Annotated in this window: 21 protein-coding genes and 2 tRNA genes; 15 read left to right on the top strand and 8 right to left on the bottom strand. The window is 63.9% G+C overall.

Annotated elements, in window-relative coordinates:
• Nucleotides 1–110: 110 nt before the first annotated feature.
• The 3 genes from BLT66_RS11430 to hrcA form a co-directional block, all read right to left on the bottom strand.
• A complete protein-coding gene (locus tag BLT66_RS11430; protein ID WP_092757784.1) occupies nt 111–953 on the bottom strand; it encodes a TIR domain-containing protein in 843 nt (280 codons plus the stop codon).
• Between the two features lie 83 nt (nt 954–1036).
• Nucleotides 1037–1113, bottom strand: a tRNA-Ile gene (locus tag BLT66_RS11425).
• Between the two features lie 34 nt (nt 1114–1147).
• Entirely contained in the window at nt 1148–2152 is a 1005-nt protein-coding gene (gene hrcA, locus BLT66_RS11420; protein ID WP_092757783.1) for a heat-inducible transcriptional repressor HrcA, read from the bottom strand.
• Between the two features lie 28 nt (nt 2153–2180).
• Between hrcA and BLT66_RS11415 the strand changes: the two genes are divergently transcribed.
• The 3 genes from BLT66_RS11415 to rapZ are packed head-to-tail and all read left to right on the top strand — an operon-like array spanning nt 2181 to nt 5620.
• A complete protein-coding gene (locus tag BLT66_RS11415; protein WP_092757782.1) occupies nt 2181–3074 on the top strand; it encodes an NAD kinase in 894 nt (297 codons plus the stop codon).
• Complete coding sequence (gene recN / locus BLT66_RS11410; protein WP_092757781.1) at nt 3075–4721, top strand: DNA repair protein RecN; 1647 nt, start codon at nt 3075–3077, stop codon at nt 4719–4721.
• A complete protein-coding gene (gene rapZ / locus BLT66_RS11405; RefSeq protein WP_092757780.1) occupies nt 4718–5620 on the top strand; it encodes an RNase adapter RapZ in 903 nt (300 codons plus the stop codon). Before recN ends, rapZ begins: the two co-directional genes overlap by 4 nt.
• Nucleotides 5621–5679: 59 nt before the next feature.
• On the opposite strand, the gene mutY is transcribed toward rapZ, so the two are convergent.
• The 3 genes from mutY to mutM are packed head-to-tail and all read right to left on the bottom strand — an operon-like array spanning nt 5680 to nt 9593.
• Nucleotides 5680–6732, bottom strand: coding sequence for an A/G-specific adenine glycosylase (gene mutY / locus BLT66_RS11400; protein WP_092757779.1), 1053 nt, complete (start codon nt 6730–6732; stop codon nt 5680–5682).
• Nucleotides 6733–6776: 44 nt separating this feature from the next.
• Nucleotides 6777–8720 (bottom strand): dynamin family protein, encoded by a 1944-nt coding sequence (locus BLT66_RS11395; protein WP_092757778.1) that lies wholly within the window; start codon nt 8718–8720, stop codon nt 6777–6779.
• 57 nt (nt 8721–8777) lie between these two features.
• On the bottom strand, nt 8778–9593 hold the full coding sequence (gene mutM / locus BLT66_RS11390) for a bifunctional DNA-formamidopyrimidine glycosylase/DNA-(apurinic or apyrimidinic site) lyase (RefSeq protein WP_092757777.1): 816 nt from the start codon (nt 9591–9593) through the stop codon (nt 8778–8780).
• A gap of 86 nt (nt 9594–9679) precedes the next feature.
• Here mutM and BLT66_RS11385 point away from each other — a divergent pair, with 86 nt between their 5' ends.
• From BLT66_RS11385 to pth, 7 genes are all read left to right on the top strand, one after another.
• Nucleotides 9680–11419 carry a tetratricopeptide repeat protein gene (locus tag BLT66_RS11385; RefSeq protein WP_092757776.1) on the top strand — a complete coding sequence of 580 codons (1740 nt, stop codon included), beginning with the start codon at nt 9680–9682 and terminating at the stop codon, nt 11417–11419.
• Between the two features lie 35 nt (nt 11420–11454).
• On the top strand, nt 11455–11901 hold the full coding sequence (locus BLT66_RS11380; protein WP_092757891.1) for an outer membrane lipoprotein LolB: 447 nt from the start codon (nt 11455–11457) through the stop codon (nt 11899–11901).
• A gap of 2 nt (nt 11902–11903) precedes the next feature.
• Nucleotides 11904–12749, top strand: a complete 846-nt coding sequence (ispE, locus tag BLT66_RS11375) for a 4-(cytidine 5'-diphospho)-2-C-methyl-D-erythritol kinase (protein WP_092757775.1) — start codon at nt 11904–11906, stop codon at nt 12747–12749.
• 32 nt (nt 12750–12781) lie between these two features.
• Nucleotides 12782–12858: transfer RNA gene (locus tag BLT66_RS11370), tRNA-Gln, on the top strand.
• A gap of 76 nt (nt 12859–12934) precedes the next feature.
• Nucleotides 12935–13909 carry a ribose-phosphate pyrophosphokinase gene (locus BLT66_RS11365; protein WP_092757774.1) on the top strand — a complete coding sequence of 325 codons (975 nt, stop codon included), beginning with the start codon at nt 12935–12937 and terminating at the stop codon, nt 13907–13909.
• Nucleotides 13910–14006: 97 nt separating this feature from the next.
• A complete protein-coding gene (locus tag BLT66_RS11360; RefSeq protein ID WP_092757773.1) occupies nt 14007–14663 on the top strand; it encodes a 50S ribosomal protein L25/general stress protein Ctc in 657 nt (218 codons plus the stop codon).
• Between the two features lie 63 nt (nt 14664–14726).
• Nucleotides 14727–15338, top strand: a complete 612-nt coding sequence (pth, locus tag BLT66_RS11355) for an aminoacyl-tRNA hydrolase (protein ID WP_092757772.1) — start codon at nt 14727–14729, stop codon at nt 15336–15338.
• Here the strand turns inward: pth and BLT66_RS11350 are convergent.
• A complete protein-coding gene (locus BLT66_RS11350; RefSeq protein ID WP_092757771.1) occupies nt 15335–15598 on the bottom strand; it encodes a YfhL family 4Fe-4S dicluster ferredoxin in 264 nt (87 codons plus the stop codon). The two genes, pth and BLT66_RS11350, sit on opposite strands and share 4 nt — an antisense overlap.
• 34 nt (nt 15599–15632) lie before the next feature.
• Nucleotides 15633–16316 (bottom strand): ribulose-phosphate 3-epimerase, encoded by a 684-nt coding sequence (gene rpe / locus BLT66_RS11345; protein ID WP_092757770.1) that lies wholly within the window; start codon nt 16314–16316, stop codon nt 15633–15635.
• A gap of 52 nt (nt 16317–16368) precedes the next feature.
• On the opposite strand from rpe, the gene apaG reads away from it, so the two are divergent.
• The 5 genes from apaG (at nt 16369) to hemE (ending at nt 20084) form a co-directional block, all read left to right on the top strand.
• The gene (gene apaG, locus BLT66_RS11340; RefSeq protein WP_092757890.1) at nt 16369–16767 is read left to right on the top strand and encodes a Co2+/Mg2+ efflux protein ApaG; all 399 of its coding nucleotides are present in this window, start codon (nt 16369–16371) and stop codon (nt 16765–16767) included.
• Between the two features lies 1 nt (nt 16768).
• Complete coding sequence (gene thiL / locus BLT66_RS11335; protein WP_092757769.1) at nt 16769–17752, top strand: thiamine-phosphate kinase; 984 nt, start codon at nt 16769–16771, stop codon at nt 17750–17752.
• Between the two features lie 45 nt (nt 17753–17797).
• Nucleotides 17798–18220: a CoA-binding protein gene (locus BLT66_RS11330; protein ID WP_092757768.1), complete on the top strand. Its 423-nt coding sequence runs from the start codon at nt 17798–17800 to the stop codon at nt 18218–18220.
• Between the two features lie 68 nt (nt 18221–18288).
• Nucleotides 18289–18963 carry a hypothetical protein gene (locus tag BLT66_RS11325; RefSeq protein WP_092757889.1) on the top strand — a complete coding sequence of 225 codons (675 nt, stop codon included), beginning with the start codon at nt 18289–18291 and terminating at the stop codon, nt 18961–18963.
• A 32-nt stretch (nt 18964–18995) separates the two neighbouring features.
• Nucleotides 18996–20084 carry a uroporphyrinogen decarboxylase gene (gene hemE, locus BLT66_RS11320; protein ID WP_092757767.1) on the top strand — a complete coding sequence of 363 codons (1089 nt, stop codon included), beginning with the start codon at nt 18996–18998 and terminating at the stop codon, nt 20082–20084.
• Nucleotides 20085–20133 lie beyond the last annotated feature (49 nt).

Below are 20133 nucleotides of genomic sequence, written 5' to 3'. Positions count from 1 at the left end.
GAGCTTTCAGTTTCGGGATATCCGGGCCAAGGCGGCAACGGATACGGGCGACCTAGTTCACTCGCAGAAACTGCTGGCGCACAAGAATCGGGGGATGACCGAGTGCTATATCAGGGCGGGGTTGGGCGAACGCGTGAAGCCCTTGCGCTAGATTCTTCCACCGGGAAAGGAAAGGCTTCGGCGGGCGATTGAATTCCCACAATATCCTTTTCTACATACAAACGAGCTCGATCGTGATCTCTCAGTAAGGCCTGAATCACTTCCTCATCAGCTCCCCTCGCTTTTGCGATTTTGAGCAAAGATTGGAGGGATTTGTCGCGGCTGTCATACTCCCGAGTAGGAGACCACCTTTTTAGGATTCGATCACTTTCGACGTCTCGCACTTCACTGTCTCGCTCCAGGCGACGAACTGTATTCAGAATCTCTTTGAGCATTGCATTTTGATCGACCGCAGTCCGCTTTGCTACGCCGGGTTGCACAAGAATTGAATTCAATGCATGTTGAAGACCTTGCCAATTTGCCTCAAATGACCGAGTTAGCAAACCTGCCTCAAGAGGCACTTCAAGTCGCGCGTTAATGGTCTTAAGAAGATTAAAAACATCTTCCTTATCAGCCGATTTTGTAGCCTGGAAAAGCGAAAGCGGGGCTTTTATAGCGCTAGCGTCCACGTCGTGCAGAAACGTCGCAACACGCCCTCTATCGTGCGCAGACAATGCCCCAGCTTCGAAGGCGAGCCAAGGGGCCGCTAAGTTGTCTGGGCATAGACAAAAAATGCCCATCCCTTTGGAGTCGCTCAAGGAGCCCTGGATTGAGGTCAACCAGGCCTCACCCTTTTCAATATCAACGGTTGAAAACCACGGCTTTATTGCCTGGATCACCATAGGCAGCCAATCACGCAGTGCTGCTGCAACTTGCTTGCTGTGTTCACCTGACCAACTGATAAAGACTTGCATGAGCACCGCTTTTGTAGAAAGGCCATCCGAATTGTAGAAACGCCCCAGGACCCAAAACGGGCGCTGAGGCGCAAAAATATGAATGGTAGGGCGTGAGTGACTTGAACACTCGACCAAAGGATTATGAGTCCTCTGCTCTAACCAACTGAGCTAACGCCCCACACAACCCAGCATTCTACTGTGCGTGGCGGGGCTTATTTCTGGTGGCTCAGCGCATTGCTTACCAGCTTGGACGTGATGTCCACGATCTGGATCATGCGCTCATAGGGCATGCGGGTCGGGCCGATGACGCCCAGGGTGCCGACCACCTGGCCGTCCACCTCGTAGGGGGCGCTAACGATGGACAGCTCTTCGAACGGCACGACCTGGCTTTCGCCGCCGATGTAGATGCGCACGCCCTCGGCCTTGCTGGAAATGTCCAGCAGGCGCATCAGCTGGGTTTTTTGCTCGAAAAGGTCGAAGGCGCGGCGCAGATGGCCCATGTCGCCCGAGAAGTCGCTGACCGACAGCAGATTGCGCTCGCCCGAGATCACCACCTCGTCCTGCTCGCGCGCCAGGGCTTCGGAGCCTACGTTCACCGCGGCCTGCATCAGGGTGGCGATTTCGCCGCGCAGGGTTTCGACCTCGTTCTTCAGCCGCTCGCGCACTTGCTCGATCGACAGGCCCGCGTAGTGGCCGTTCAGATAGTTGGCGGCCTCGACCAGTTGGGACGAGGTGTAGTCGACCTCGGTGAAGATCACCCGGTTTTGCACATCGCCTTCGGGCGAGACGATGATGACCAGAAAGCGCTTTTCCGATAGGCGCAAGAATTCGATGTGCCGGAACACCGAGGTGCGCCGCGGCGCCATCACCACGCCGACGAACTGCGACAGGCTGGACAGCAGATTGGCGGCGTTGACGATGACCTTTTGCGGCTGCTCAGCCACCAGCTTGGGCGGCGCCAGCGGGCCGGGCTGGGCGGTGAGCATGGTGTCGACGAACAAGCGGTAGCCGCGGGCCGTGGGGATGCGCCCGGCCGAGGTATGCGGGCTGACGATCAGCCCCATGTCCTCCAGGTCGGACATCACGTTGCGGATGGTGGCGGGCGACAGGTCCAGGCCCGAGGCTTTGGACAAAGTGCGCGAGCCAATAGGCTGGCCGTCGGCGATATATCGCTCGACCAGCGCTTTCATTAACAACTTGGCACGGTCATCGAGCATGTTCTTATTTTAGTGATGTAATTTGTGAATGAAATCACAATTCCGCCAGGTTGCGCTCTTCGGGAAATATGCTGCACCGGGCACCCGCGTCGCCAACGCCTCGTCCCGCAAGATATTGCAGGAAATCGCCGAATTTTTAACCACCCTGGGCTGCGAAGTGGTCGTGGACCAGGAAACCGTGGCCAATACCGGCATCACCGGCTACCCGGCGCTGGATGTGGACGCGATTGGCCGCCGCTGCGACCTGGGCCTAGTGGTCGGCGGCGACGGCACCATGCTCGGCATAGGCCGCCAGCTGGCCTGCCACGGGGTGGCGCTGATCGGCATCAACCAGGGCCGGCTCGGCTTCATCACCGACATTCCGCTGAACCACTACCAGGCCACGCTGCTGCCCATGCTGCAAGGCACCTACGAGGAAGACCACCGCAGCCTGATGCATGCGCGGGTGATGCGCGGCGGCGAATGCGTTTTCGACGCGCTGGCCATGAACGATGTGGTGGTGAACCGCGGCTCCACTTCCGGCATGCTGGAACTGCGCGTCGAGGTGGACGGCCAGCTGGTGTCGAACCAGCGCGCCGACGGCCTGATCATCGCCACGCCCACCGGCTCCACCGCCTATGCGCTGTCCGCCGGCGGGCCGCTGCTGCACCCGTCCATTCCCGGCTGGGTGATGGTGCCGATTGCCCCGCATACATTGACAAATCGGCCTATCGTGCTGGCAGATCCTGCGGAAGTAGCTATAGAACTCATAGCAGGCCGGGACGCCAGCGCCAATTTCGACATGCAGTCGCTGGCATCCCTGCAGCACGGCGACCGCATCATCGTGCGCCGCTCCGAGCACCGCGCACGCTTCCTGCATCCCCAGGGCTGGAGCTACTTTGACACCTTGCGCAAAAAACTCCACTGGAACGAAGGAACCTGAATGGCGCTGAAACGCATCACCCTGCGCGACTTCGTGATCGTGCGCGAGCTGGAGCTGGACCTGCAAAACGGCTTCAGCGTGCTGACCGGCGAAACCGGCGCCGGCAAGTCCATCCTGGTCGACGCTGTGCAACTGGCGCTGGGCAGCCGCGCCGATGCCGGTACGGTGCGCGAAGGCGCGGCCCGGGCCGACATCAGCGCCGAGTTCGACAGCCTGCCCGGCACCGCTGCCTGGCTGGAAGAGGCCGGCTTCGACGTGGCCGACAGCCTGCTGCTGCGCCGCACCGTCGACGCCCAGGGCAAGAGCCGCTCCTGGATCAACGGCAGCCCGGCCACCGCCACCCAGCTGCGCGAGATTGGCGACCAGCTGCTCGACATCCACGGCCAGCACGCCTGGCAAAGCCTGACCCGGCCGGACACCGTGCGCGGCCTGCTCGACGCCTATGCGGGCTGCTCCACCAGCGCCCTGGCCGCCCGCTGGAGCGACTGGCGCAGCGCCCAGAAAACCCTGGCCGATGCCCACGCGGCCCGCGACTCGCTGCAGCAGGAGCAAGAGCGCCTGGCCTGGCAGATCGGCGAAGTCGGCAAGCTGGCCCCCGGCGCCGACGAATGGCCCGAGCTGAACGCCGAGCACGCCCGCTTGTCCAACGCCCAGGCCCTGCTGGACGCGGTGCAGACCGCCATAGATGCACTCGAAAACGACGAGTCCGGCGCACTGGCCGGTTTGGTGCGGGCCCATGCATCGCTACAAAATCAAGAGCACATTGCGCCCGAATATGCTGCGCTGACCGAGGTTTTGGCTTCAAGCCTGGCGCAGGCCGAAGACGCCGCGCATTCGCTGCACAGCACCTTGCGCAAGACCGAGCTGGACCCGCAGCGCCTGGCCGAGCTGGACGAACGCCTGTCGCAATGGGTGTCGCTGGCCCGGCGCTACAAACGCACGCCGGCCGAGCTACCAGCCCTGCTCGCCAGCTGGCAAGCCGAACTGGCCCGGCTGGACGCCGCCGCCGACAGCCAGGCGCTGGAAGCCGCCGAGCGCAAGGCCGAAAGCGCCTACCGCACCGAGGCCCTGGCCCTGTCCAAAGCCCGGGCTGTGGCTGCCCCCAAACTGGCCAAAGCCATCACCCTGGCCATGCAAGGCCTGGGCATGCAGGGTGGCCAGTTCCAGGTGGCCCTGCAAAAGACCGAGCCCAGCGCCAGCGGCCTAGAAGAGGTGCAGTTCCTGGTGGCCGGCCACGCAGGCAGCACGCCGCGCGCGGTCGGCAAGGTGGCGTCGGGCGGCGAGCTGTCGCGCATCGCGCTGGCGATTGCCGTCACCACCAGCGAGCTGGGCACGGCGCAAACCCTGATTTTTGACGAGGTGGACTCGGGCGTCGGCGGTGCCGTGGCCGAGACCGTAGGCCGGCTGATGAAGCAGCTGGGCCGGGACCGCCAGGTACTGGCCGTCACCCATCTGCCCCAGGTCGCCGCCTGCGCCGACCACCACCTGGTGGTGGCCAAGCAGCGCGATGGCAAAAGCACGGTCAGCAGCGTGGGCTTGGTGCTGGGCGAGCAGCGGGTGGCCGAAGTGGCGCGCATGCTCGGGGGCGAAAAGCTCTCCGTCACCACCCTGGCCCATGCGAAAGAAATGTTAGGCAGCGCACTATGAAACTTGAAATCGTGTTGATCACCGGTATGTCCGGTTCGGGCAAATCGGTGGCCTTGCATGCACTGGAAGACGCGGGCTACTACTGCGTGGACAACCTGCCGCCCGAGCTGCTGCTGAGCTTCATCAAGCTGGAGCAGACCCGCGACGCCAAGAAGGTGGCGATTGCCATGGACGTGCGCAGCGCCACCTCGCTGCCGCTGGTGCCGCAGCAGCTGGAGACGCTGCGCAAGCACGGCGTCAACATCAAGTCGCTGTTTCTGGACGCTGCCACCGACACCCTGGTACGGCGCTATTCCGAAACCCGGCGCAAGCACCCGCTGTCGCGCTCCGAGCTGACCGACCAGCAGCATGCGCTGGTGGAGGCCATCGAGCTGGAGCGCGAGCTGCTGGCCGACCTGCGCGAACAAGCCCATGTGATCGACACCAGCATCATCCGCTCGTCGCAGCTGCAGGGCTATATCAAGTCGCTGGTGGCCGCGCCCGAGGCGCAGCTGACCCTGGTGTTCGAATCCTTCGCCTTCAAGCGCGGCATTCCGGTGGACGCCGACTATGTGTTCGACGTGCGCATGCTGCCCAACCCGCACTACGAGCCCGACTTGCGCGCGCTGACCGGCCGCGACGAGCCGGTGGCTGCGTTCCTGCGCCAGAGCCGCGACGTGGCGCAGATGTTCAGCCACATCGACCAGTTCCTGAGCCACTGGCTGGACCTGCTGGCGCGCGACCACCGCAGCTATGTAACGGTGGCCATAGGCTGCACCGGCGGCCAGCACCGCTCGGTGTATCTGGTGGAGCAGTTGGCCGCGGCCTTCAGCAAGCGCTGGGTCACGCTGAAGCGGCACCGCGAGTTGGACGCGCGCAGTGGCTTTGAAGCGCCATCAGGTGGCGCCACGGTTTTTTAAGCTTTTTAGGCCTGTAGCGCAGATACCACCTGCGCCAGCAGCTACCAATTCAATAGCAACTAGACAGCGGCCAGCAGTTTGCGGATCGGTGCGGGTAAACCCATCTCCGGCCAACGCGCGGCCTCAACCCAGTCACCGTTAGGCCCCGGCCGCACGCCGGGCGCCAGCTGGATCTGCACCGGATGCAGGTACAAGTCCTTGTGGGTCAGCACATGCAGGAACACCGGCAGATCGTCCAGCTCTGCAGCACCCACCGTGGCGGCCAGCGCCTCGCGGCTGTCGAACACCGGCAGGCAGTACAGACCGGCCCAGACGCCCGCATCCGGCCGGCGCTGCAGCCAGACCCGGCCGGCCGCATCCTGCGCCCACAGCAGCCACCAAGATTCGGTGCTGCGCTTGAGCTTACGGGTCTTGACCGGGTATTTCTCCGGCGTGCCCTGGCGCTGGGCGGTGCACACAGGCTGCACCGGGCACAGCAAACAGGTCGGCTGGCGCGGCGCGCAGACGGTGGCGCCCAGGTCCATCAGGCCCTGGGTGTAGCGCGGCATGGTCTGCAGGCCGGCCTGCAGCGGTAGCAAGGCTGTGGCCTGGTCCCACAGCGCGCGCTCGTTGGCGGCGACGGCCAGGTCGGCATCGAAGCCCAGCACCCGGGTCAGCACACGTTTCACATTCGCATCCAGAATCGCCGCCCGCTCACCAAAACAGAACGAGGCAATCGCGGCCGCGGTAGACCGGCCTATGCCGGGCAGGGTCTGCAGCAGCTCGGCGGTGGGCGGGAACTTGCCGCCATGCACCTCCACCACCTGCTGGGCGCAGCGGTACAGGTTGCGGGCCCGGCTGTAATAGCCCAGGCCACTCCACAGCGCCAGCACATCGTCCAGGCTGGCGGCGGCCAGGCTGGCCACATCGGGGAAGCGCGCCAGAAAGCGCGGAAAGTACTCGAGCACCGAGCTCACCTGGGTCTGCTGCAGCATGATTTCGGACAGCCAGACCTTGTACGGGTCTTGGGTGTTCTGCCAGGGCAGGCTGTTGCGCCCATGGCTTTGCTGCCAGTGGATCACCTGGGAGGCAAACGCCGTCGCCACCGCAGCTGGCGCGGCATACGTGCCCATACTGCCGAGACCCGCCGCAGCGGCCTCCATTGCGCGAGGGGCCGTCATGCGGCAGGGGGCAGCGTGGGCGCGGCGGTGGTCAGGAAGTAGGAGGTCAGCAGCTGCAGCCGGGTGTCGAACTGGCCGAGCACGGCCTCCTGGGCTTCGATCTCGGCAACCCGTTCGTCCAGGCCGCCGGCGGCTTCCTGGATGCGGTCGATACCGTCGATGCGCCGCACAAAGCTTTTGCGCCGTTCCTTCAGCTGGTCTTCCAGCTGGGCCGCGGCCGACTTGCTCCACAGCTCGACTTCGCCAAAGGCCGAGTCGTTGACGGCGCGCAGCCGCGTCGCCAGCGCCCGCACCAGGCGTTCGGCAAACTCCGGCTGGGCCAGCTTCAGGGCATTGCGCAGGCCCAGGTACTGCAGGTGGCTGGCCTCGATCTCGTCAAGCTCAGCGTGGTAGCGCGGAATATCGGGAATCGGCGGCAACTGCAGCGAGAAGCCGAACTCGGCATTCAACTGGCGAAAGGTGGCATCCAGCATACTGTGGATCTCGACGCCGTGGGCCTGGGCCTTGGTCATGTTGGCGCGCAGGCGGGTAAAGGTTTCGCCGTACACGGTTTTCACGCCCAGCTTCAGGCCGCGCTGGCGCATGGCAGCAGCCAGCAGGGCCATTTCGGCTTTCAGGTTGCGGCTGCCCAGCAGCGCAAACATCTCGCCCAGCAGCTTGTGCTGCACCGAGCGCACCGCATGGATCTTGGCGTTGCCCATGTCGAACTCGTGCTTTTCCTGTTCGATGCGGGAGCGCATGTTCTTGATGACGGCCGAGTTCTTGCCGCCCAGGCCTTGCAGCTCCATTTTTTGCTCGGCCAGGTCGCGGCGCCGCACCTGCAGCACGCGGCCGGTCTCGTTACGCAGGTCGGTCACGCCGCGCGCCACCACGGCACGCAGAATCTCGTGCCGCTGGGCCAGGATGCCGTCGCCCAGCGCGGCCTCCAACGCGGGCAGGCCGCTGGCCTGCAGCAGCTCGGCATCGAAGGTGATCTTGGCCACCAAACCTTTTTGCGCCGACACCGCCATCACCTGCTGCGCCGGCACGCCGAGTATTTCGGCCGAAGCCACGCGCTGCTGGACGATCTGCAGCTTCACCTGCTCGGGCGTGCTCAGCGTGTCCCACAGGGTGTCGATCTTGTTCAGCACCACCAAGCGGGCGTTGACTTCGTCGGCGCCATGGCTCAAGTGCTCGCGCCAGACCGACAGATCGGACTTGGTGACGCCGGTATCGGCCGCCAGCAGGAACACCACGGCGTGGGCTTGCGGGATCAGATTGACGGTGAGCTCGGGCTCGGCGCCGATGGCGTTGAGCCCCGGCGTGTCCAGAATCACCAGGCCTTGCGCCAGCAGCGGGTGCTCGATATTGACAAGCGCATGGCGCCAGCGCGGCACCTCGACGCGGCCGTCGGCATCCATGGGCGGGTTGTCGTCAGGCACTTCGTCGTGCCAGAAGCCCAGTGCGCGGGCTTCGTCCTGGGTGACGCGACGCACGTCAGTGACCTTCTCCAGCGCCAGGGCCAGCTGCTCGGCGTCGTCCACATCCAGGGGCACATGGGTCCATTGGTCGGACGCCTGGCGCCACTCGGCTAGCGACTGCGGGTGCAGGCGCGACTCGATGGGCAGCAGCCGCAGGCTGGGCGGTACGCCGGCGTCAAAACCAAGCTCGGTGGGGCACATGGTGGTGCGCCCGGCGCTGGCCGGCATGATGCGCCGGCCGTAGTTGGCAAAGAACAAGGCGTTGATCAGCTCGGACTTGCCGCGCGAAAACTCGGCCACGAAGGCGACCATCACCTTGTCGCTGCGCATCTGGTCTTCCAGCCGCTGGAGCCGGGCCTCGACCCCGGAGTCCATCAGCCCGTGCTCCTTCATCCAGGCGGCTAGCAACTTGAGGCGCAGGGCGAATTCACGCCGCCAAGCGCCGTAATGGCCGATTTGTTCGTTAAAGGAGGTCACCACGGGGCAGTCGGTTTTCGCAAAGACAAAAAATTCAATATAGCACTGTGCCCTGTCCGTTCAGCGCTTCTGGCACTGCGGACAGAAATACGTGGCCCGCTGGCCTTGCCGCATGGACTGGATAGGCGTGCAGCAAACCCGGCAGGGCTCGCCCCGGCGGTCGTAGACCATGGCTTCCAGCTGGAAGTAGCCGCTCTCACCATGGGCGTTGGAAAAGTCGCGCAAAGTGCTGCCGCCTTTAAGCACAGCCCGCGCCAGTACGTCGCGCACCGCCGAGTGCAGCTTGGCGGCGCGGGGCCGGCTGATGCGGTTGGCTGGCAAGGTCGGCCGGATGCCGGCGATGAACAAGGCCTCGGACGCATAGATATTGCCCACCCCGACGACCACCTCGCCCGCCAGCAGCACCTGTTTGATGGCAGTCTTGCGCGCCTGCAGGCCTGCGTAAAAGTTGGGTAAAGAAAATCCATCGCCCAAGGGCTCCATGCCCAGATGGCCGAGCAGCTTGACCGCCTCGGGTGCGTCCTGGCTGTCGGCATACACCACGGCGCCAAAACGGCGCGGATCGTGCAGCCGCAGCACGCCCTGGGTGGTGGCCAGGTCGCAATGGTCGTGCGCGCCGGGTTCGGGCTGCTGCGACGCGAAATGCAGGCTGCCCGACATGCCCAGGTGCAGCAGCAGCAAGCCGGGATCAAGGTCGAGCAACAGGTATTTGCCACGCCGCCGCACTTCCAGCACGGTGCGCCCGTGCAGCTGCGCAGGGTCGCAACCCAGCGGCCAGCGCAGCGGTTTGCCCATGCGCACCGAGGCGATACGCGCGCCCTGGATGCGATCGGCAAAGCTCAAACGGGTGACTTCCACCTCGGGTAACTCGGGCATAACAGGCAATAGAGGATGTAAAGAACGCAGGTAGGGGCTCTCGCCACGGCGCGTGCAAGTGCGCGGGCTTGGATTATTATGAGCCGATGAAGCGATTTCCCCGACTGGCCGCCTACGGTTTTGCCACACTGGCTTTGGTGGCGGGCTGCCTGCCTGCGCACGCGCAAGAGTCTCCGCCGCCGCCCGCACCGGAGAACTCCGCCATCAATGGCGAGCTGTTCTACATCCTGCTGCTGGGCGAGCTCAACTCGGCCGGCGGCGAGCCGGGCATCGCCTACCAGCTGTATCTGGAAGGCGCGCGCAAGGCCAATGACGCCAGCCTGTACCAGCGGGCCATAGAAATTGCACTGCAGTCGCGCTCCGGCGACGCAGCACTGCAGGCGGCCCGCGCCTGGAGTCGGGCCATGCCCGATTCGCGCGAAGCCAACCGCTATGTGCTGCAGATTCTGCTGGCCTTGAACCGCGTGGCAGACACAGCCGAGCCGCTGAAAGTCGAGCTGAATCTGGCCAAGGTCATGGACCGCGGCGCGGCCATCAGCGCCATTCCCGCTACTTACGCCCAGATTTCCGACAAAAAACTGGCAGCCAGCCTGGTCGAACAAGCGCTGGCCGATTACCTCAACGACCCAGCCGTGGGTGTCGCCGCCTGGACCACGGTTGGCCGCATGCGCCTGGCCGCAGGCGATACCTCCGGCGCACTCGAAGCCGCGCGCCGGGCCCAGGCCCTGGAACCCGGCGCTCCCGGCCCGGTGCAACTGGCTCTGGAAATGATGGGGCCTAAGGTACCGCTGGCCGAGCCCCTGGTACTGCACTATCTAGCAGGCAAACCCTTGCCCGAGTTGCGCATGGCTTATGTGCGGGTGCTGCTGGATGCCATGCGCTACGCAGAAGCCACCCAACAACTGCAATTGCTGACCACCCAGAACCCTGAAATGGCGGACGCCTGGCTGGTACTGGGCAGCTTGCAAGCCCAAGAAAAACAAACCGATGCGGCAGACGCATCGCTACAGCGCTTTGTCACCCTAGCCCTTGCACTGCCTCCTAGCGATGGCCGTAGCCGCGGCTTGGCACGGGCTTATATGGCGCTGGCCCAGGTGGCAGAAACCCGCAAAGACTATCCGGCTGCAGAAGCCTGGCTGCAGAAGATAGAAAACCCGCAAGACCTGCTGGCCGCCCAAAGCCGCCGGGCCTCGCTGCTGGCCAAGCAAGGCAAGCTGGCCGAAGGCCGCGCCCTGCTCCAATCCTTGCCCGCGCGCACCCCTGAAGAAGTCCGGCTGAAACGCGCGGCCGAAGTGCAGCTGCTGCGCGACAACAAGCAGTACCAGGCAGCGTATGACTTGATGGCCGCCGCCCTGGCGCAGAATCCGCAAGACGCGGACCTGCTGTACGACCAGGCCATGCTGGCCGAAAAGCTCGACAAGCTCGACGAAATGGAGCGCCTGCTGCGCCAGCTGATTGCGGCCAAACCCGATTACCACCACGCCTACAACGCGCTCGGCTATTCGCTGGCCGAGCGCAATATGCGGCTGCCCGAAGCCCGTGAACTGATCCGCAAGGCACTGGAATTTGTGCCCAACGACCCTTTCATCGCCGACAGCCTGGGCTGGGTCGAGTTCCGCATGGGCAACCGCGACGAAGCGCTGCGGGTGCTGGACGACGCCTTCAAAGCCAAGCCAGACGCCGAAATTGCGGCCCACCTGGGCGAAGTGCTCTGGGTGCTAGGCCAGCGCGAGCGCGCCACCAGCGTCTGGAAAGAAGGCCTGCAGATCAATTCTGAAAACGAAACCCTGCAGGAAACCCTCAAACGCCTGCGCGTCAAGCTTTGAAACCCATCCGCCATTGGTGGGCTCTGCTGGTGTGCATGGTATTGCTCACCGGCTGCGCCCACATCAACCGGCCCAGCAGCGACGCTGGACCGTTCTGGAGCGGCCGCATCGCGCTGCAGGTAGACGCGGAATCAGCCCAATCCTTTTCGGCCAGCTTCGAGCTCAAGGGCTCGGCCCAGCAGGGCGAACTCACCTTATTCAACCCGCTGGGCGGCGTCGTCGCCCGCCTGGTCTGGCAGCCGGGTTCGGCCGTGCTGCACACCAATGGCGAGGTCCGCCCGTTCGACTCGCTGGATGCCCTGGTCGAACAAGCTACAGGCGCCCCACTGCCCCTGGCCGCGCTGTTCGACTGGCTGCAAGGCAGCGATACGGCGGTTCCGGGTTGGAATGCGGATTTGTCGCGCCTGGATACGGGGCGCCTGACAGCGCTGCGCAACCAGCCCACACCCGTAGCCACTCTGCGCGTAGTTCTCGATAAATAAGCATGCAAGCCCTGTACGACGTGGCCGCACCGGCCAAGCTGAACCTTTTTTTGCACATCACCGGCCGCCGCGCTGATGGCTACCACCTGCTGCAATCGGTCTTCATGCTGATCGACTGGTGCGACACCCTGCATTTCGACATCCGCACCGACGGCCAACTCAGCCGAGAAGACCTGAGCACCCCGCTGCCGCCCGATGACCTGGTGCTGCGCGCGGCCCGGGCCCTGCAAGCTGCCAGCGGCACGCGCTTAGGGGCGCACATCGGCGTGCTGAAACGCATTCCCGCGCAGGCCGGCATGGGCGGCGGCTCGTCGGACGCAGCATCCTGCCTGCTGGCACTGAACCGACTCTGGCAGCTGAACCTCACAACCGCCGAGCTGCAAGCCATCGCCCTACCACTCGGCGCCGACGTGCCTTTTTTCGTTGCCGGCCGCAATGCCTGGGTCGAAGGCATAGGCGAAAAAATCACGCCTATATCGTTGCCACCCAGCCGTTTCTTGGTCGTCAAACCGCCCGAAGGCCTGGATACCAAACTGATTTTTTCATCGCCATATTTAAAACGCGATTCAGATAGTGCTATACTCGCAGGCTTTGCTGCACAGCCATATCACTTCGGTGCCAACAGCTTGCAGCCAGTCGCAGAGAATCTTTGCCCCGCTGTAATCCAAGCCCTTGAGTGGCTGGAAAGCAAAGATTTAAATGCTAGAATGACTGGCTCTGGAAGCGCAGTGTTTGCGCAGATGTTGGGCAATGTGGATACAGCCGATGCACCCGGTGCTTGGCAGGTTCGCAAATGCAGCAATATGGACGTTCATCCTTTGTGGGGATGGGCCTCCAGCGATGGTTAATCGGTTGACAGCGTCGCGCTGTTAACCCGTGTAGGGGAGTCGCCAAGTTGGTTAAGGCACTGGATTTTGATTCCAGCATGCGAAGGTTCGAATCCTTCTTCCCCTGCCAAATATTTTGAACACACAGATGTTCAAAATATGCACACAGTTACTTCATCGCCAGTTACTTCATCGCCGGAAAGCTCATGCAGCCCCACCACACCGATTTCATGATTTTCACGGGTAATGCCAATCCAGGCATGGCCGCTGACATTGCCAAGCACCTTGGCATTTCACTGGGCGCCGCCCGTGTAGGCCGCTTCTCCGACGGAGAAGTCACGGTCGAAATCAACCAGAACGTGCGTGCCCGCGACGTGTTTGTAGTGCAAAGCACTTGCGCTCCGACCAACGAAAACCTGATGGAACTGCTGATCATGGTGGACGCGCTGAAGCGCGCTTCCGCTGAACGCATCAGCGCCGTGATCCCCTACTTCGGTTATGCGCGGCAAGACCGCCGTCCACGCTCGGCCCGTGTGCCTATCACCGCCAAGGTGGTAGCCAATATGCTGCAAGCCGTGGGTGTGGACCGTGTGTTGACCATGGACCTGCATGCCGACCAGATCCAGGGCTTCTTCGACATCCCGGTGGACAATATTTACGCGTCTCCCGTGCTGCTGGGCGATCTGCGCCAAAAGAATTACGAAGACCTGATCGTGGTCTCTCCCGACGTCGGTGGCGTGGTCCGTGCGCGTGCTCTGGCCAAGCAGCTGGGCTGCGACATGGCCATCATCGACAAGCGCCGCCCGAAGGCGAATGTCAGCGAAGTCATGCACGTGATCGGTGAAATCGATGGCCGCAACTGCGTCATCATGGACGACATGATCGACACCGCCGGCACCTTGGTAAAAGCCGCTGAAGTCTTGAAAGAGCGTGGCGCCAAGAAGGTTTACGCTTATTGCACCCACCCGATCTTTTCCGGCCCCGCCATTGAGCGCATTGCCAATGGTTCGGCCCTGGATGAAGTCGTGGTGACCAACACCATTCCGCTCAGCCCGGCTGCAGCGGCGTGTTCCAAAATTCGCCAACTCACCGTGGCCCCGCTGATCGCCGAGACGATCCAGCGCATTGCCAATGGTGAGTCGGTCATGAGTTTGTTCTCCGATCAAGAAAACCTTTTCTAACGGGAATAAAAAAGCAGACCGGCAACGCTTCTGGCGTTGCCGGTCTTTTTCACAACGGAGTGACACTGGTCGCGGTGCACTCTTACAGGAGTTAATTATGAAATTCGTCGCTTTTGAGCGCGCAAAGCAGGGCACGGGTGCGAGCCGCCGTCTCCGCATTACCGGCCGTACCCCCGGCATCGTCTACGGCGGTGAAACGCCTGCCACCCAGATCGAAATCGACCACAACGCACTGTGGCACGCTCTGAAGAAAGAAACCTTCCACTCCACCATTTTGGACATGGAATTGGCCGGCAAGGAAAGCAAGGTTCTGTTGCGCAATGTGCAAATGCACCCCTTCCGCCAACTGATTCTGCACGCTGACTTCCAGCGCGTGGAAGCCAATACCAAGCTGACCATGAAGGTGCCTCTGCACTTCAGCGGCCAGGAAGTTTCGCCAGCGGTCAAGACCGAAAACTGCATGGTCACCCCCGTGGCGACCGAACTGCTGATTTCCTGCCTGCCTGCCGATCTGCCTGAGTTCATCGCTGTGGACCTGAGCGGCCTGACCAAGGGTTCTTCCTTGCACGCCAAAGACCTGACCTTGCCCAAGGGCGTGTCGGTTGTGACCCGCGGCAAAGAAAACCCCGCTCTGGTGTCCGTGGTGGCTCTGGCTGAAGAAGTAGCTGTCGATCCAGCTGCAGCTGCTGCCGCACCCGCCAAGGGCAAAGCCGGTGCCAAGGCTCCCGCTGCCAAGCCTGCTGCCAAGAAGTAATTCTTTTCAGCAAGAAAATGGCCCACCTCGGTGGGCCATTTTTGTTTCTGGATAATCACCGCAATGATCAAACTGTTTGTCGGCCTGGGCAATCCTGGCCCCGATTACGAAGCCACCCGCCACAACGCCGGGTTCTGGTGGATCGATGCACTGGCGCGCGAGCTCAAGGCCAATCTGCAGCCCGACAAAAGCTATTACGGCCTGGTCGCACGCACCGTGGTGGACGGCGAGCCGCGCTGGCTGCTCAAGCCGCAAACCTTCATGAATCTGTCCGGCAAATCGGTGGCAGCGCTGGCCCGCTTCTTCAAGATCCAGCCGTCGGAAATCCTGGTCGCCCACGACGAACTCGACATCGTGCCCGGCCAAGCCAAGCTCAAGCTCGGCGGCAGCCATGCCGGGCACAACGGCCTGCGCGACATCCATGGACAGCTGGGCAGCCCCGACTACTGGCGGCTGCGCATTGGCATCGGCCACCCTGGGGCCAAAGACGAAGTCGCGAACTGGGTATTGAAAAAGCCCTCGGCAGAACACCGCACGGCCATCGAAGACAGCATGACCCGGGCGATACTCGCCGCCCCCTTGCTGCTGGCCGGCGACATGGAGAAGGCCACGATGGCCATCCACACCAGCAAACCGCCGCGGCCCAAGCCGGTGCGGCCGCCCGAATCCGATTAAATCTTTGGAACGATCTCGGCCTGCAGGCGCCGGTACTTGGCCCACAGGGTTTCCTTGTCTTCCACGTGGTCCGGGTTCACCGGAATGCACGATACCGGGCACACCTGCACGCATTGCGGCTCGTCGAAATGGCCCACGCACTCGGTGCACTTGTGCGGGTCGATCTCGTAGATCTGGACGCCCAGGTAGATCGCATCGTTCGGGCACTCGGGCTCGCACACATCGCAGTTGATGCACTCGTCGGTGATGATCAAAGCCATGGCGTGGTCCCGTCGTTCATCTGCGGATAGTAGGTCACACGCCCGCCAGAGCGCTGCGCATGCTGTCAATCACCGCCTTGTAATCAGGGTTGCCGAAGATCGCACTGCCTGCCACGAAGGTGTCGGCACCGGCCGAGGCCACGCGCGCGATGTTGTCGGTCTTGATGCCTCCATCGACTTCCAGGCGGATATCCTTGCCCGACGCTTCGATGCGCTTGCGCGCCTGCTCGATCTTGCGCAGCGCCGAATCGATAAAGCTCTGGCCGCCAAAACCGGGGTTGACGCTCATGATCAGGATCAGGTCGATATCGTCGATCACCCAGTCCAGCACGTCCAGCGGCGTGGCGGGGTTGAACACCAGGCCCGCCTGGCAGCCCTTGGACTTGATGGCCTGCACGCTGCGGTGCACATGGCCCGAAGCCTCGGGGTGGAAGCTGATCAGGGAAGCCCCAGCATCGGCGAACGAGGCCGCCAGCGCGTCCACGGGCTGCACCATCAGGTGTACGTCGATGGGCACGGGCGTGCCGTCAGGCTTCTTGGCATGGGGCTTCAAGGCACTGCAGATCATTGGCCCGAAGGTCAGGTTCGGCACGTAGTGGTTGTCCATCACGTCGAAATGGATCCAGTCGGCACCGGCCTGAATGACGTTTTTCACCTCTTCACCCAGGCGGGCGAAGTCGGCGGACAGGATCGAGGGGGCAATGCGGTAATTTTTCATGGGCCGTATTTTCGCAGGCTACGCCCAGAGCCTGCCGCGGTACGATGCCGCCATGTCCAAATACCAGTTCACCATCGCGGTCGCACCCCAGTATCTGCCCGACCAATCCGACCCCGCGCAAGCGATTTTCAGCTTCGCCTACACCGTCACCATCCAGAACACCGGCGAAGTACCCGCCCAGCTGATTGCGCGCCACTGGACCATCAGCGACGGCAACGGCCACATGGAAGAAGTTAAGGGCCTGGGCGTGGTGGGCCACCAGCCGCTGCTGAAGCCGGGCGAATCCTTTGAATACACCAGCGGCTGCCGGCTGCGCACCGGCACCGGCGCGATGCGCGGCAGCTATTTCTTTGTGGCCGAAGACGGCGAGCGCTTCGACACCCCCATCCCGACCTTTGTGCTCGACGCCACCGACAACAGCCTGCCGCCGGCCAGCCACACGCTCCATTGAGATGGGCGAATTCGACCTGATTCGCCGCTATTTCACCCGGCCCACGCCGCGCGCGGTGCTGGGCGTGGGCGACGACTGCGCGCTGCTGCAGCCGCGGCCCGGCATGCAGCTGGCCATCTCCAGCGACATGCTGGTCGAAGGCCGGCATTTTTTATCCACCGTATCCCCCGCGGCGCTGGGCCACAAGGCGCTGGCGGTGAACCTCAGCGACCTGGCCGCCTGTGGCGCGCAGCCGCTGGCCTTTACCCTGGCGCTGGCCCTGCCGCGCGCCGACGCCGGCTGGCTGGAGCCGTTCTCGCAAGGCCTGCTGGCCCTGGCCGACGCGCACGGCTGCGAGCTGGTCGGCGGCGACACCACCCAGGGCCCGCTGAACATCTGCATCACCGTGTTTGGCGAGGTGCCACCCGGCCAGGCGCTGCTGCGTTCGAGCGCCCAAGCTGGCGACGACCTGTATGTCAGCGGCACCCTGGGCGATGCCCGACTGGCGCTGGAGGTTTTTCGCGGCACGCTGTCGCTGCCCGAAGCCGTATTTGCCCAGGCCCGGGCCCGGCTGGAAACCCCGACACCGCGCGTAGCCCTAGGCCTGGCGCTGCGCGGCGTGGCCACGGCGGCGGCCGATGTCAGCGACGGGCTGCTCGGCGACCTCGGCCACATCCTGCAGGCCTCCGGCGTAGCCGCGGTGGTGGACACCTCGATTGCTATGCAATTAATAGCTACTAACGCAGATAATCTTTGCGCTGAAGGCCTGTTTGACGTAAAAAAAATCCTGGCCTGCGTGCTGGCTGGCGGCGACGACTACGAGCTGGTATTCACCGCCCCGCCATCGGCCCGCCAGGCGGTGCAGGCTGCCGCCGCCCAGGCACAGACCCGGGTCACGCGCATCGGCCAGATCGAGGCCGCCAGCAGTGCGCCCGCCGTGCGCCTGGTGGACGCCGCCGGGGCACCGGTGCTGCAGCAATTTGCCAGCTTCGACCACTTCGCATGACATCCGTCAAACGCTGTCATACAAGCTTGCGTAAACTAAAGAGCCATGAGTGAAGCCGACGCCATCCGCCAGATACTGACCCACGCCCGCACGATTGCGGTGGTCGGCCTGTCGCCGGACCCGATGCGGCCCAGTCACGACGTGGCGCGCACCCTGCAGGCGCGCGGCTACCGCATCATCCCGATCAACCCCAACGCTACCGTGATCCTGGGCGAAACCGCCTACCCTAGCCTCACCGCCGCGGCCGAGCACCATCGCATCGAGGTGGTGAACTGCTTCCGCAAGAGCAAGGACATCCCGCCCCTGGTCGAAGAAGCCATCGCCATCGGCGCCAAGGCCGTGTGGATGCAGCTGGGCATCGCCCACGCCGGCGCAGCCCAACGGGCCCAGGCGGCCGGGCTGCGGGTGGTACAAAACAAATGCATCCGTACCGAACACGCGGTGCTGTCCGCCCGCGGCGTGATTTGAGCCCCCAGCCCGCCCCCACGGCGCGCTGGACTGCGGCGCTGCTGCCGCTGGGGCTGTGTGCCTGCGGCATGCTCAGCCCCACGCCGGCACCGCATGGCGAGGCCCGCAGCAGCCCCGCAGCCCCCGCCGAGCTGGCCCAGTCGGACGTGAACCGCATGGCCACCCTGGGCATGCGCGACAACCTGGAAAGCCTGTTGCGCCTGGCCGACAAGCTGTACAAGCGCAACCCCGCCGAATGGCGCAAGACCAGCGCCAGCAGCCGCGAAGACGCCCTGGCCCAGGTACGTACCGCTATGGACCGGCGCCAGCCCTGGCCGGCGCTGCAAGGCCAGCGCGACATCCAGGCCTTGTCGCTGGCGCTTAGCCCGGACTTCAAGGGCGACCGTGTGGCCGCCTTCATCCTGGCCAATGCCGACATGCTGGTCGCTGCCCATGGCGACAAGACCACGTTCTACCTGATCGACAGCCTGGACGCCCAGCACATCTACAACGCCGCGCGGAATGTCGAGATCGCCGTCTGGCTGCTGTCCAGCCGCCGCACCGCTGCCGGCCAGCCGCTGCTGCTGGCCGACGAGGTCAACGAACGCGAACGCAACCTCAGCTTCGAACGCGAGTTTGGCAAAATCGTCGGCCGCCTGGACCTGTTGTCCGCCGTGGTCACCGAAAAATACCGCCGGGCCGCCATCAGCTATGTACAAAACCTGCTGGGCGGCTCCTTCTTACAGTTCCTGCCGGTGCGCTAAGCTCCACGCTTCCACCGCCTCTGCCCTCCCCCATGTCCTTCGCTCCGCTCCAAAACGACAGCTTTCTGCGCGCCTGCCTGCGCCAGTCCACCGACCACACCCCCGTCTGGCTGATGCGCCAGGCCGGCCGCTACCTGCCCGAATACCTGGCCACCCGCGCCAAGGCTGGCAGCTTCATGGGCCTGGCCACCAACACCGACTACGCCACCGAAGTCACCTTGCAGCCGCTGGAGCGCTACCCGCTGGACGCGGCCATCCTGTTCAGCGACATCCTCACCGTGCCCGACGCCATGGGCCTGGGCCTGAGCTTTGCCCAGGGCGAAGGCCCGCGCTTCGCCCATGCGGTGCGCGACGAGGCCGCCGTGGCCGCGCTGCAAGTGCCCGATATGGACAAGCTGCGCTATGTGTTCGACGCCGTCACCTCGATCCGCAAGGCCCTGAACGGCCGGGTGCCGCTGATCGGCTTCTCCGGCAGCCCCTGGACCCTGGCCTGCTACATGGTCGAAGGCAAGGGCTCCGACGACTACCGCCTGGTCAAGAGCATGCTGTACAGCCGCCCCGACCTGATGCACCGCATGCTGCAGGTGAACGCCGACGCGGTGGCCGCCTACCTGAACGCCCAGATCGAGGCCGGCGCCCAGGCGGTGATGATTTTTGACAGCTGGGGCGGCGTGCTGGCCGATGGCGCGTTCCAGCAGTTCAGCCTGGCCTATACCCAGCAGGTGCTCAAGCAGCTGAAGACCGAGCACAACGGCCAACGCATCCCACGCCTGGTGTTCACCAAAGGCGGCGGGCTCTGGCTGGACGAAATGGCCGGCCTGGACTGCGAGGTGCTGGGCCTGGACTGGACGGTGAACCTGGCCAAGGCCCGCGCCCTGGTCGGTGGCAGCAAGGCCTTGCAAGGCAATATCGACCCGAACGTGCTGTTCGCCCCGCCGGCCCAGATCGCGGCCGAGGTCGAGCGCGTGGTGAACAGCTTTGGCGTGCCCCACCAGGGTGCAGGCCAGGGCCCCACCCATATCTTCAATTTGGGGCATGGCATCAGCCAGCACACGCCGCCGGAGCACGTAGCGGCGCTGGTCGAGGCCGTGCACCGGGCTTCGCGCCAAATTCGGGCATAAAACGGAGCTATAGGCCCGAAAAATAGTTTTGCCACGCACCACTTATGCA

It is taken from the genome of Rhodoferax sp. OV413, assembly GCF_900104385.1.
In the GTDB taxonomy this organism is placed as follows: domain Bacteria; phylum Pseudomonadota; class Gammaproteobacteria; order Burkholderiales; family Burkholderiaceae_C; genus Rhodoferax_B.
This window is presented reverse-complemented; position numbering and strand designations above follow the sequence as displayed.

Bases quoted from the DNA above. Each gene is read 5' to 3' on its own strand.
- BLT66_RS11430 (WP_092757784.1), bottom strand. From the start codon at position 953: ATGCAAGTCTTTATCAGTTGGTCAGGTGAACACAGCAAGCAAGTTGCA.
- hemE (WP_092757767.1), top strand. From the start codon at position 18,996: ATGTCCTTCGCTCCGCTCCAAAACGACAGCTTTCTGCGCGCCTGCCTG.
- thiL (WP_092757769.1), top strand. From the start codon at position 16,769: ATGGGCGAATTCGACCTGATTCGCCGCTATTTCACCCGGCCCACGCCG.
- BLT66_RS11360 (WP_092757773.1), top strand. From the start codon at position 14,007: ATGAAATTCGTCGCTTTTGAGCGCGCAAAGCAGGGCACGGGTGCGAGC.
- mutY (WP_092757779.1), bottom strand. From the start codon at position 6,732: ATGGGCACGTATGCCGCGCCAGCTGCGGTGGCGACGGCGTTTGCCTCC.
- BLT66_RS11325 (WP_092757889.1), top strand. From the start codon at position 18,289: ATGCTCAGCCCCACGCCGGCACCGCATGGCGAGGCCCGCAGCAGCCCC.
- pth (WP_092757772.1), top strand. From the start codon at position 14,727: ATGATCAAACTGTTTGTCGGCCTGGGCAATCCTGGCCCCGATTACGAA.
- BLT66_RS11385 (WP_092757776.1), top strand. From the start codon at position 9,680: ATGAAGCGATTTCCCCGACTGGCCGCCTACGGTTTTGCCACACTGGCT.
- apaG (WP_092757890.1), top strand. From the start codon at position 16,369: ATGTCCAAATACCAGTTCACCATCGCGGTCGCACCCCAGTATCTGCCC.
- BLT66_RS11350 (WP_092757771.1), bottom strand. From the start codon at position 15,598: ATGGCTTTGATCATCACCGACGAGTGCATCAACTGCGATGTGTGCGAG.
- BLT66_RS11330 (WP_092757768.1), top strand. From the start codon at position 17,798: ATGAGTGAAGCCGACGCCATCCGCCAGATACTGACCCACGCCCGCACG.
- recN (WP_092757781.1), top strand. From the start codon at position 3,075: ATGGCGCTGAAACGCATCACCCTGCGCGACTTCGTGATCGTGCGCGAG.
- rpe (WP_092757770.1), bottom strand. From the start codon at position 16,316: ATGAAAAATTACCGCATTGCCCCCTCGATCCTGTCCGCCGACTTCGCC.
- BLT66_RS11365 (WP_092757774.1), top strand. From the start codon at position 12,935: ATGCAGCCCCACCACACCGATTTCATGATTTTCACGGGTAATGCCAAT.
- rapZ (WP_092757780.1), top strand. From the start codon at position 4,718: ATGAAACTTGAAATCGTGTTGATCACCGGTATGTCCGGTTCGGGCAAA.
- BLT66_RS11415 (WP_092757782.1), top strand. From the start codon at position 2,181: ATGAAATCACAATTCCGCCAGGTTGCGCTCTTCGGGAAATATGCTGCA.
- ispE (WP_092757775.1), top strand. From the start codon at position 11,904: ATGCAAGCCCTGTACGACGTGGCCGCACCGGCCAAGCTGAACCTTTTT.
- hrcA (WP_092757783.1), bottom strand. From the start codon at position 2,152: ATGCTCGATGACCGTGCCAAGTTGTTAATGAAAGCGCTGGTCGAGCGA.
- BLT66_RS11380 (WP_092757891.1), top strand. From the start codon at position 11,455: ATGGTATTGCTCACCGGCTGCGCCCACATCAACCGGCCCAGCAGCGAC.
- mutM (WP_092757777.1), bottom strand. From the start codon at position 9,593: ATGCCCGAGTTACCCGAGGTGGAAGTCACCCGTTTGAGCTTTGCCGAT.